This is a genomic window from Gracilibacillus lacisalsi DSM 19029 (genome assembly GCF_000377765.1).
Classification (GTDB): Bacteria; Bacillota; Bacilli; order Bacillales; family Amphibacillaceae; genus Gracilibacillus; species Gracilibacillus lacisalsi.
This window is the reverse complement of sequence record NZ_KB898668.1, coordinates 1-12004: the sequence shown is the minus strand read 5'-3', so window position 1 is coordinate 12004 and position 12004 is coordinate 1. Positions and strand designations below refer to the sequence as shown.

Sequence of the window (12004 nt, the reverse complement as noted above, 5' to 3'; positions counted from 1 at the left end):
GCAAGGGTATTTCATACATATTAATAGGGACTCGAGGAGTGTTTATATGGCAAAAAGAAAAAAAAGAAGAAAAAAACAACCCTTAAAAAATAATATAAAAAAAGAATTGCTCGGTTTATTATTAGTGTTTTTAGCTATTTTCGGTAGTGGAGCTACTTTGATAAGCGATGGAGCCGTTTCATCATTATTGGAAAATATCTTTAGGTTTTTCTTCGGAAATTGGTATTTTCTTGTATCACTTTTTTTGTTAATTGTTGGGGTATTTCTGATGGTGAAACGAAAGTGGCCAAAGTTATCAACCCGCAAATGGATAGGTACGTACTTAGTTTTGGCAGGTCTTTTGTTGCTTACTCATATTCTTACGTTTCAAGAAGCGTTTAGTCGTACAACTGATTATCCTTCGATTATAGGTCAAAGTTTTACATTTTTCACAGATTATATTCAAGGCGACCGAGATACCTTTTTTCTAGGTGGAGGAATGATTGCAGCAATCATGTTTGCGATTAGCTACTTTCTTTTTTCTTTTTCTGGCGCAATGATTGTTGCTGCTTTTCTCATGTTAATAGGGATAATTGTGTTTAGCAATCTATCAATCGGGGATGTATTTTCAAAGGCTTTTCATAAATTACAAGAGAAGCTAGAACACAGTAAACAACGATTGGTAGAATGGAAGGAGAAAAGGCAAGAAAAAGAACAGAAAGAAAATAATGATACATTACTTGAAAGTGACAAGGATGAAAGTGAACTACCAGCTATTGCATACGCAAATGAAGATCTAGAGATGACAGAGCAGGCAAATAATGAAGAAGTGATAGAGACAATAGATACAGATGAATTAGAAGTTAACGAAGAGGTTAAAGAAGACAATTGGAATACAACTGAGCCAGAGCAACTACCGACAACAGTATTTGAGAACGAGGATTATCAATTACCAACAATGAACATACTAGAGCTTCCTAAAAACTTTGGTAAACAACAAGAAAAAACATATATACAACGAGTGGTTCGCAAATTAGAAAAAACCTTTCAAAGCTTCGGTGTAAAAGCACGGGTTACCAAAGTGCATGTTGGTCCATCGGTAACAAAATATGAAGTATACCCAGAAGCAGGTGTGAAAGTAAGTAAAATTGTTAACCTACATGATGATTTGGCACTTGCTTTAGCTGCTAAGGATATTCGTATTGAAGCACCTATTCCAGGGAAATCCGCTGTAGGAATAGAGGTGCCGAATGAAGAGACAGCTATGGTTACATTACGTGAAGTGCTAGAATCTAAAAAGAATCACATTCAGAATAAGTTGGCATTTGCTCTTGGTAAAGATATTGCTGGTGAATCTGTGATTGCAGAATTAAATAAAATGCCACACCTATTGGTTGCGGGGGCAACAGGAAGTGGTAAAAGTGTTTGTATTAACGGTATTATTACAAGCGTGCTAATGAGAGCTAAACCACACGAAGTAAAAATGATGATGATTGACCCTAAAAAGGTTGAATTAAATGTCTACAATGGCATCCCGCATTTACTGACTCCTGTGGTAACAGATCCTAAAAAAGCTTCAAGAGCATTAAAGAAAGTCGTAGCCGAAATGGAAAGACGTTACGATCTGTTCTCAGAAACTGGTACACGAAATATAGAAGGGTATAATGAATATATTAAGCGACATAATGCAGCAGAAGAGGATCAACAACCTCAACTTCCTTATATTGTCGTCATTGTTGATGAGTTGGCTGATTTAATGATGGTTGCATCGAATGAAGTGGAAGATGCTATTACAAGGCTTGCTCAAATGGCCAGAGCAGCTGGAATTCATTTGATTATTGCAACGCAACGTCCGTCTGTTGATGTCATTACCGGAGTTATCAAGGCGAATATTCCGTCACGTATAGCATTTAGTGTTTCATCACAAACTGACTCCAGAACCATTCTGGATTCTGGTGGAGCTGAGAAATTGCTAGGACGTGGGGATATGCTTTTTATCCCAGTTGGTTTATCCAAACCAGTCCGTATCCAAGGTGCCTTCTTATCTGATGAAGAAGTCGAGCGTGTCGTGGATCATTGTGTTGAGCAACAAAAAGCACAATATCAGGAAGAGATGATTCCAGAAGAAGAAACAGAAGTGGTCCAAGAGGTAGATGATGACCTCTTTGATGATGCGGTACAGTTAGTGCTGGAAATGCAAAGTGCCAGTGTTTCCATGCTACAAAGGCGTTTTCGGATTGGTTACACACGTGCAGCTCGATTAATAGATGCTATGGAGGATAGAGGAATTGTAGGTCCATATGAAGGCTCAAAACCTCGAACAGTTTTACAAAGTCAGTCATCAGATGACATGACAGCAAATTCGTCATCCTAGTCCTAAAAATGCAAAAGAGACAAAATATTCTTTATTATTCGATCTAAAAGTGTTATATTTGTTTGTAATAAAAACAATGGATATAGATTGGTTGGGGGAAGCTATGTTATCTAATTTAAATAATGGATCTACCATTTCTGCGGTACATTATATAAAAAATTTAATAGAGGACGGGCATTATAAAGAAAAAGAAAAATTACCTACTGAGTATGAATTGGCAAAAAGCTTAGGGGTAACACGTAAAGAAATTCAAGATGCCATTACCATTTTAGAAGAAGAAAATATCTTGATACAAAGACCTGGTGTTGGTGTTTTCGTACACACAAAACCGATTCTATCTTCTGGTATTGAGCAGCTAGGTAGTGTTACCGAAATGATACAAAAGTCAGGAAAAAAGCCTGGTGTACAATATATATCTGCAGAAATTACAGAACCAACTGATGAAGATAAGCGTCGCTTTGACCCATTGGAAATTGAAAGATTTGCCCAGTTAGAACGAGTACGTACAGCAGATGGTGATCCAGTAGTTTATTGTATAGATAGAGTAGATCAACGTATTATGCCATTAGAATTAATTCACAGTCAGGAATCTATATTTCAAGCTTTAAAAACATATGCAAAAAAAGAAATAGATTATGCTGTAGCTTATATTGAACCAATCGGTTATCATGAAAGAATTTCGCCTATTTTAAATTGTGAACCGGATCAGGCGCTGTTATTATTACGTCAAATGCATTATACAAAAGAAAACGAACCAGTCTTATATTCAGCTAATTTTTTTAGAGCGGATGTATTTAGTTTTTACGTCTTAAGAAAAAGATTATAAAGTGAGCCTTCTCTAGAAAAGTAAGAAGTCCAATAAGCAAGCTTAAAAACCCGTTTTAGACACAACAAGACGGGTTTTTAAGCTTTTCAAATAGTTTGAAATGCGATCATTTGTTTAAAATACTTTGGAGACAACTTCCCTATTTAGCATAATATTTGGATTTTTTTGATAGAATATAGAAGACAACAAAAATAAAATTTAAAGGAGTAGAGTTATGACTGAAACTTTAGAGCGAGTCATCCCAAGAGAAGGGTATGATTTACATCTTATACATACAAAGAAATTTAAAACGATTCACTTATCATTAAAGTTTACGTCAAATTTAACAAGAGATAATATTACGAAAAGAGCGTTGCTGCCTTATATTTTACAACAAGGTACAGAGAATTATCCTACCGCTATACAATTACGACAACAGCTTGATGAATTATATGGCACCATATTAGCGGTTGACAGTAGTAAAAAAGGGGAGAATCATATCTTTACGATTCGGTTAGAATTGCCGAATGAGCAATATATTGCTGGTTCTCAGGATTTATTAGATAAAGGAATTGCTTTTCTTCGGGAAATTATTTATCAACCAAAATTAGTGAACCAAGCATTTGATCCTAAAATTGTTGCTCGTGAAAAAGAAACATTACGCAGCAAGATAGAATCATTAAAAGAAGATAAAATGAGTTTTGCGAATACACGGATGATTGAGGAAATGTGTAAAGAAGAGGCATATCGTTTACGTGTGCATGGTTATGAAGAAGATTTGGATGAGATTACAGCAGAAGATCTTTATTCTTATTATCAGCAAATATTGAGTGATGATCACCTTGATGTTTTTGCAGTGGGTGATATTGACGGCTTAGATGTTGAGGAAAAAATTACAGCACTCGTAGAAGAACGTCAGCAGCAACCAATCGAAAAAGCGATGAAAGTAACAAAAGATAATGAACAAACACTGATAGAAGAAGATGATATCAAGCAAGCTAAATTACATTTTGGTTATCGCACAAATATTACGTTTAATGATGAAGATTATCCAGCATTACATGTTTTTAATGGTTTGTTTGGTGGATTTCCAAGTTCTAAATTATTTATGAATGTGAGGGAAAAGCATAGCTTAGCCTATTATGCAGCATCCCGAATTGAAAGTCATAAAGGGTTAATGTTTGTCTTTAGTGGAATTGCGCCTGAACAGTATGAAAAAGCTAAAACGATCATTTTGGAACAAATGGAGCAAATGCGTAATGGTGAGTTTAGTGATGATCAACTAAGCGAAACGAAAGAAATGACTGTTAATCAGTTACGGGAAACATTAGATAACCCCCAAGGGATGATCGAATTACATTATCAAAGTGTATTGGCAAAATCAACGATCACACCAGAACAATTGTTACAAAAAGTAAACACGGTTACGAAAGAACAAGTAATTCATGTTGCAAATAAAATCAAGCTTGACACGATATATTTGTTGACGAGTAAGGAGGCGGAACAAAGTGAAGCATAAACATTATCAGCAAATTGAAGAAAATATATATGCAGAAACACTTTCAAATGGTTTACGTGTTTTTATTTTACCGAAGCAAGAAATGGCAAAAACGTTTGCTATTTTTACAACTAATTACGGTTCGATTGACCAAAGCTTTGTTCCTTTAAATGAACAGAATTTACAGACAGTTCCTGATGGAATTGCTCATTTTTTAGAGCATAAATTATTTGAAAAAGAAGATCGTGATGTATTTCAGGATTTTTCAAAACTGGGTGCCTCCGCAAATGCATTTACTTCTTTTACCAAAACAGCTTATTTATTCTCGGCAACATCAAAGGTTCGAGAGAGTTTACAAACACTTGTAGATTTTGTCCAGGATCCTTATTTTTCTGAGCAATCTGTTGAAAAAGAGAAAGGGATTATCGCGCAAGAAATACGTATGTATGATGATCAACCAGATTGGCGAGCATTTTTCGGAACGATTAAAAGTCTCTATCACCATCATCCCGTGCAAATTGATATCGCTGGGACAGTGGAATCGATTCACAACATAACAAAAGACGATTTATATACGTGCTATCACACCTTTTATCATCCTAATAATATGGTGTTGTGTATTGCTGGAAATGTCGATCCAGAAGAAACAATGGCTTTTATTAAGGATAACCAAGCTAAAAAAGACTTTGAAGCACCACAACCGATCACCAGAAAATTTCCAGATGAACCAAAGGAAGTCGCGAAAAAAGAATTAACGATCACCATGCCAGTTTCTGTTCCGAAAGCCTTGGTAGGAATAAAAGAAAATGTTATTCCTGAAGATCCAAAACAATTTATGGAAAAAGAATGGTTAATGGATATCGTATTAGATCACTTATTCTCTAAAAGTGGTGTAGCATATGAACGGTTGTATGAAGAAGGGCTAATTGATCAATCATTTAGTAGTGAGTCGCATTTAGAACGTAATTTCGGGTTTAGTATTATAGGTGGAAATACCAAAGATCCAGAAAAATTAGCACAAAGGATAAAACAAGAGTTGTTAAATCTCCAATCCACTTCCATGGATCATCAAAGTTTCGAGCGGATAAAACGCAAAAAAATCGGCCAACTATTACGTGCAATGAATTCATTGGAATTCATTGCTAATCAATACACGCATTATCAATTATTAGGAATTGACTTCTTTGACAGTATCGATTGGTTGGAAAAGTTGACACATGCTGATATGCTGGATTTCACTCGAGATTGGATTAAAGAAGAACAACTTTCTACTTGTTTTGTCAAAGCAGATGAATAGAGGATAACAATGGAGAAGAGAACGATCATTACTGGTGCAAGTGGGGAAATTGGGATGGCGATTGCCAACCAATTAGCAAATCAAGGCCATTCGCTTTTTTTGCATTATAACCGGAACAAAATAGCTATAGATCAACTACTGGAGCAAATACCGAAAGATCAAATATTGGATGTGGTTCAATCAGATTTAGCCACGAATGAAGGCTTAGCTCAATTTATCAAACAAGTACCGCATGATATGAATCATCTAGTTTATACGAGCGGAAAGGCTTATTTTGGCTTATTTCAAGATATGGCTGAACATGATATGGATGAAATGCTCCAATTACATGTGAAATCTCCTTGGAAAATAACACAGGCATTAATTCCTGCTATGGTACAAAATAAATTTGGACGGATAATCTTGATTTCTTCGATATGGGGGGAAATTGGTGCGAGCTGTGAAGTAGCCTATTCCACCGTGAAAGGCGCTCAGAATGCTTTTATCAAATCCTTAGCAAAAGAGTTAGGGCCAAGTAATGTTTATGTAAATGGTGTTAGTCCTGGTTTTATTGATACCAAAATGAATCAAGCTTTGAGCGCTGAAGAAAAACAAGAGTTGATTCAAGACATTCCCTTACAAAGAGCAGGCAAACCAGAGGATGTTGCAGATGCTGTACAATTTCTGTGCAGTAACCAATCTAAGTATATACAAGGTGAACTCATTCGAGTTAACGGTGCATGGGGATGATTATTGATTATCATCGTGCTAAAACTTCTCTATGACCGATACATTAAGATATGGAGAACCGCGTGATAAGTTCGTTTATAATCAAAACCCATTGATGATAGTTCACTTTATCTTCCTATTGTTAGTATGCATATTTTAATCAAAATATCGAAAGATACTAATGTATGCTGATAAAGGAGGAATGAACATGTCTGTAATTGACAATTTTGAGTCATGGAAGGATTTTTTAGGAGATCGATTGCATGATGCAGAAAATAATGGTATAAGTAATCAAGCAATTTCAGAGCTTGCCTATGATATTGGTAACTATTTATCAACAGAAGTGCAAGCGAAAAACGATCAAGAGAAAATGTTACGTGACTTGTGGAATGCAGCAGATGAGAGAGAACAACATGCCATTGCAAATATTATGGTAAAGCTTGTTCAAAACGAAGGTACGAAATAACGTAGAATGATACCCTATAAAGCATATTTATATGTTTTATAGGGTTTTTAACTTCATGGTCACGTCTTTCTTTATTAAAATTTCTTTAATTTGTAAGATTTCATGTATATTATCACTTTTCAATCGTTTTATTTTAAGATATGATTAAGATATGTTGTTTAAAATGAAACATATTAGAGTAAATAAACGTCAACTATTATAGAGTACGTTATCATATACAATTCGATTAATATAGATTAATGATTGATGGATGGTGTTAAGATGGGAATCGGAGAAAGACTAAAAGAAGAACGTGAAAGTAAAAATATGTCACTAGATGACGTTCAAAATCTTACCAAAATACAAGTAAGATATTTGGATGCGATAGAACAGGAACGATTTAATGTTATGCCTGGTTCTTTTTATGTACGGGCTTTTATTAAGGAATATGCAACAGTACTCGGCTTAAACCCGGATGAATTAATGGAAGAGTACAAAAGCGACTTACCTTTTGAGAAAGAGGAAAGTATAGCACTTTCTCGAGTGAAGAGCAGTAAAAAAAATAAACCAACAACTAAAACACCAGCGATTTTTTCGCTATTACCGAGTGTAATTGTGGTATTATTGATCATTGGTATTGTCGTATTGGTTTGGTTATTTAGACAAGGTTTTTTTGCCGGAGATGAAGGAGATCCGACACCGGCAGATAATGATGATAATACGGCAGGAGAGTCCGTGCAATTACCGCCAGCTCAAGACACATCTCCAAGTGAAGAAGAGGAAAGTGAAGACAGTGAATCCTCAGACGAAGAACAAGTAGAAGAAGAGGAGCCTGAAGAGCCAGAGCAGGAAACAGAGATATCCTTGGATAACTATGAAAATAACGAGTCTTACTATAACTTGACAACAACTGAAGAGAATGTCAATTTAGTGATTACTACTGAAAATAGAAATTGGCTTGAAATCGCTGATGAAACAGGTAACAGTCTATATGAAAAAACGTTTAGTACTGATGAAAGCCCATTAGAACTTGATGTTTCAGATGTTGAAGAGTTATATTTAAGGTTTGGAGAACCACAATCGATCAATATTGAATTGAACGGTGAAGAACTTGAGTTATCTGATGAGATACAAGCATCCCAAATTCAAAGAGCTTGGATTACGATTGAAAAACAATAAACACTATTTCATGACCCTCTTTTGATTGATAAAGAGGGTTATGTTTTCAGAAAATAAAACAATGTACATAAATCATAAAATAAGAAGTAACGCGAATCACCAAATTCTAGGCTGAGCGGACATTTGTTCCGTTATTTGTGACAAAAGTGAGGTTTTTAGACTGTTTGCGGACATCTATTCCGCTATTCAGCGAAAATAACGCAAATTTTGGGTGAAAAGACTTGAATAAGGGATTAAATGTCCGCTAACATCCAAAAACGAGTGTGATTTTCGAATAACGCACTAAATGTCCGCTCAATACTAGCTCGCAGTTGTTACCTGTTCCGATCAGTGATGAGCTGAATCTGCCGGGTTTAGATTGTTTTTCTAAAAAATGAAGGAGTGTTAAGTAATGAATATACCTAATCGAATAACTTTATCGCGCATTATGCTGATCCCTTTTTTTATTTTATTATTATCTTATCCATTTGATTGGGGAGTATGGCAGGTTGCTAATCAGTCCATTCCTGTTGCCCATTTAGTTGCTGTCATTATTTTTGCGGTAGCCTCAGCAACGGATTGGCTAGATGGATATTATGCTCGGAAATATCAGTTAGTGACAAACCTCGGGAAATTTCTTGATCCAATGGCAGATAAGTTATTAGTCTCCGCCGCATTTATATTATTAGTTGCTTGGGACATGGCACCTGCTTGGGTAGTGATTATTATAATTAGTCGTGAATTTGCAGTTACAGGGTTACGACTTGTTGCTGCAGGCGAAGGAATTGTTCTTGCTGCTGGTCAACTGGGCAAATTAAAAACGGTTCTGCAAATAGCTGCGATCATTTTCTTGTTGCTCCATAATGTACCATTTTCTGCACTTGGATTACCAATCGATACTATTTTGTTATATGCTGCTTTAATCATTACGATTGTTTCAGGAGTAGAATACTTTGTGAAAAATTGGCATGTAATGGGAGAGTCTAAATAATGACAGAAGTAAAAGCAGAACTTATTTCAGTAGGTACAGAGCTATTGTTAGGACAAATTGTTAATACAAATGCAGCCTGGATCTCAGAACAATTAGCGGATAAGGGAATTTCTGTTTATTATCATTCAGCAGTAGGTGATAATTTTAATCGCTTGGCCGACGTTTTTCGTGAAGCTGGAAAAAGATCTGATCTTGTTTTTATAACAGGAGGTCTAGGTCCGACAGAAGATGATCTGACAAGAGAGGCATTTCAACATATATCAGGTTTAGAAATCATAGAAGATCAAGATACATTAAATAAAATGGAAGCTTTTTTTATCAAAAATAGTCGTATGATGACACCTAATAATCGTAAGCAAGCACATGTGTTTAAGGGTTCAAAGGTGTTGTATAATTCTGTCGGAATCGCACCAGGAATCATCGTAGACTATAATCAAACACTTTGGGTGTTTATGCCAGGTGTTCCACGGGAAATGAAAGCAATTATGACAGAAGGAGTATTACCCTTTCTAACTGATACATTAGCTTTAAATACAGTGATCAGATCTCGCATGTTACACTTTATTGGGATTGGCGAATCACAATTAGAACATGAGCTTAGAGATTTAATATCGAGTCAAACTAATCCTACAATTGCTCCTTTAGCATCTGAAGGAGAAGTAGCTTTACGACTTACTGCTAAGGCGGAAAATAATCAAGAAGCAGAACAACTGATTGATAAAATAGAACTAAAGATAAAAGAACAAGTTGGACAATACCTTTATGGCTATGACAATATTGGTATCGAAAAGAAAGTATTTGAATTGTTGAAGCAAAAACAGTTGACGATTGCTAGTGCTGAAAGCTTGACGGGAGGAGCGTTTGCCTCTAAGGTAGTGGACCAAGGTGGAGCATCAGCAATATTTAATGGTGCAGCTGTTGTATACCAACCTTTCTCCAAAATTTCGGCATTAAATATGAGTGATGAGCTTATTACAGCTTATGGAACCGTTAGTAAACAATGTGCCGAAGCTATGGCGTTACAAGTAAAGAAAGTCTATCAATCAAAACTTGGTATTAGTTTCACTGGAGTTGCTGGTCCTGAAGAAATGGAAAATCAGCCTGTTGGCACCGTTTATATCTCTATATGTGATGCAAGTGATCAACACTACACGGAAAAATTTCAATTTAATGGTGACCGTCAGGCAATTCGAAATCGAGCAGTTAAAAAAGCATTTGAATTGTTATTTTATCATCTTAAACCATGAAAATATTTATTAACATAAACAGAAAAGCATTTTTTCTAGAGGGTTAAAGAAAGGAAAAATGCATTTCATCTGGCGTTTTATCGATAATCGTTTTTATTGTTATGAAAATAATGGGAACATTTATTCGTTTTTTACTTGTGAAACGAGCCAAAAGATTGTAAGATAGTAATAGTGATATGAAGGAGGAATTAATGTGAGTGATAGAAAACAAGCCTTAGATATGGCGTTAAAACAAATTGAAAAACAGTTCGGTAAAGGCTCCATTATGAAGCTTGGTGAACAGGCAGAACAAAAAGTAGCAACCGTTTCAAGTGGCTCCATTGCAGTAGACGTTGCATTAGGTGTTGGTGGTTATCCACGTGGACGTGTAGTTGAAATATATGGACCAGAATCATCTGGTAAAACAACAGTATCTCTTCATGCGATTGCTGAAGCACAACGAGCAGGTGGACAAGCTGCATTTATCGATGCGGAGCATGCGCTGGACCCGGTATATGCAAGAAAATTAGGTGTTAATGTGGATGAGTTGTTGTTATCTCAACCTGATACTGGTGAACAAGCATTGGAAATTGCTGAAGCACTTGTTCGTAGTGGTGCCGTTGATATTATTGTTATTGACTCTGTAGCTGCCTTAGTACCAAAAGCGGAGATCGAAGGGGAAATGGGTGATGCTCACGTCGGTTTACAAGCACGTTTGATGTCACAAGCGTTACGTAAATTATCAGGTGCAATCAATAAATCCAAGACAACGGCTATATTTATCAACCAAATCCGTGAAAAAGTCGGTGTGATGTTCGGTAATCCGGAAACAACTCCTGGTGGTAGAGCATTGAAGTTCTATTCTTCCGTTCGATTGGAAGTAAGACGTGCAGAAACGTTAAAAGTAGGAAATGATATGGTTGGTAACAAAACACGTATTAAAGTCGTGAAAAATAAAGTAGCACCGCCATTCAAACAAGCTGAGGTTGACATTATGTATGGTGAAGGTATATCTCGCGAAGGGGAAATTCTAGATATAGGATCTGACTTGGATATCGTGATGAAAAGTGGTGCCTGGTACTCTTATAACGATGAAAGACTTGGCCAAGGGCGTGAAAATGCTAAACAATTCTTAAAAGAAAATCCTGCTGTAGCAGAGGAAATCTATCGCTCTATTCGAGCCCACTATGATATAGAAGATGGTAACGAAGAAGAAGAGCTCCAAGAAAGTTTACTAGAGGAATAAAGAAAAACTCTGTAGTCTGTAGGTACCGACCCCCGAAAGTTAGAGTGAAAAATATAACTTTCGGGGGTGTTTTTATGGCTAAATATAGTGAAGAATTTAAAATTAAACTCGTCACAGAGTATTTATATGGAAAGCTAGGATATAGATCATTGGCAAAAAAATATAATATGGCTAGCGAAACATCAATCATTGAATGGGTAAAAGTATATAAGTCCCAAGGAATGGATGGGTTAAAAAGAAGGCAGACGAAGGAGATGTATCCTGTTCAATTTAAATT

General features: G+C 36.0%; 11 protein-coding genes. All 11 read left to right on the top strand.

Annotation, left to right across the window (positions count from 1 at the left end; all coding sequences use genetic code 11):
- Positions 1-46: 46 nt before the first annotated feature.
- Positions 47-2353 carry an FtsK/SpoIIIE family DNA translocase gene (locus tag D569_RS0111730; RefSeq protein WP_018932614.1) on the top strand — a complete coding sequence of 769 codons (2307 nt, stop codon included), beginning with the start codon at positions 47-49 and terminating at the stop codon, positions 2351-2353.
- A gap of 103 nt (positions 2354-2456) precedes the next feature.
- Positions 2457-3179, top strand: a complete 723-nt coding sequence (locus D569_RS0111725) for a GntR family transcriptional regulator (protein ID WP_018932613.1) — start codon at positions 2457-2459, stop codon at positions 3177-3179.
- 214 nt (positions 3180-3393) lie between these two features.
- Positions 3394-4677 (top strand): EF-P 5-aminopentanol modification-associated protein YfmF, encoded by a 1284-nt coding sequence (yfmF, locus tag D569_RS0111720; RefSeq protein ID WP_018932612.1) that lies wholly within the window; start codon positions 3394-3396, stop codon positions 4675-4677.
- Positions 4667-5953 carry an EF-P 5-aminopentanol modification-associated protein YfmH gene (gene yfmH / locus D569_RS0111715; RefSeq protein ID WP_018932611.1) on the top strand — a complete coding sequence of 429 codons (1287 nt, stop codon included), beginning with the start codon at positions 4667-4669 and terminating at the stop codon, positions 5951-5953. The genes yfmF and yfmH overlap by 11 nt, the downstream gene beginning before the upstream one ends.
- Positions 5954-5962: 9 nt before the next feature.
- Positions 5963-6682 carry an elongation factor P 5-aminopentanone reductase gene (gene ymfI / locus D569_RS0111710; protein ID WP_018932610.1) on the top strand — a complete coding sequence of 240 codons (720 nt, stop codon included), beginning with the start codon at positions 5963-5965 and terminating at the stop codon, positions 6680-6682.
- 187 nt (positions 6683-6869) lie between these two features.
- A complete protein-coding gene (locus tag D569_RS0111705) occupies positions 6870-7127 on the top strand; it encodes a DUF3243 domain-containing protein (protein WP_018932609.1) in 258 nt (85 codons plus the stop codon).
- A gap of 261 nt (positions 7128-7388) precedes the next feature.
- Positions 7389-8285, top strand: coding sequence for a helix-turn-helix domain-containing protein (locus D569_RS0111700; protein ID WP_018932608.1), 897 nt, complete (start codon positions 7389-7391; stop codon positions 8283-8285).
- 391 nt (positions 8286-8676) lie between these two features.
- Complete coding sequence (gene pgsA / locus D569_RS0111695; RefSeq protein ID WP_018932607.1) at positions 8677-9255, top strand: CDP-diacylglycerol--glycerol-3-phosphate 3-phosphatidyltransferase; 579 nt, start codon at positions 8677-8679, stop codon at positions 9253-9255.
- The gene (locus D569_RS0111690; protein ID WP_018932606.1) at positions 9255-10502 is read left to right on the top strand and encodes a competence/damage-inducible protein A; all 1248 of its coding nucleotides are present in this window, start codon (positions 9255-9257) and stop codon (positions 10500-10502) included. Before pgsA ends, D569_RS0111690 begins: the two co-directional genes overlap by 1 nt.
- A 193-nt stretch (positions 10503-10695) precedes the next feature.
- Positions 10696-11727, top strand: coding sequence for a recombinase RecA (gene recA, locus D569_RS0111685; RefSeq protein ID WP_018932605.1), 1032 nt, complete (start codon positions 10696-10698; stop codon positions 11725-11727).
- A 74-nt stretch (positions 11728-11801) separates the two neighbouring features.
- A partial coding sequence (locus D569_RS0111680; RefSeq protein WP_018932604.1) for a transposase occupies positions 11802-12004 on the top strand: 203 nt, incomplete at its 3' end.

Coding starts and splice junctions, on each gene's coding strand:
- D569_RS0111730 (WP_018932614.1), top strand. CDS start 47: ATGGCAAAAAGAAAAAAAAGAAGAAAAAAACAACCCTTAAAAAATAAT.
- D569_RS0111700 (WP_018932608.1), top strand. CDS start 7,389: ATGGGAATCGGAGAAAGACTAAAAGAAGAACGTGAAAGTAAAAATATG.
- D569_RS0111690 (WP_018932606.1), top strand. CDS start 9,255: ATGACAGAAGTAAAAGCAGAACTTATTTCAGTAGGTACAGAGCTATTG.
- yfmF (WP_018932612.1), top strand. CDS start 3,394: ATGACTGAAACTTTAGAGCGAGTCATCCCAAGAGAAGGGTATGATTTA.
- ymfI (WP_018932610.1), top strand. CDS start 5,963: ATGGAGAAGAGAACGATCATTACTGGTGCAAGTGGGGAAATTGGGATG.
- pgsA (WP_018932607.1), top strand. CDS start 8,677: ATGAATATACCTAATCGAATAACTTTATCGCGCATTATGCTGATCCCT.
- D569_RS0111705 (WP_018932609.1), top strand. CDS start 6,870: ATGTCTGTAATTGACAATTTTGAGTCATGGAAGGATTTTTTAGGAGAT.
- D569_RS0111725 (WP_018932613.1), top strand. CDS start 2,457: ATGTTATCTAATTTAAATAATGGATCTACCATTTCTGCGGTACATTAT.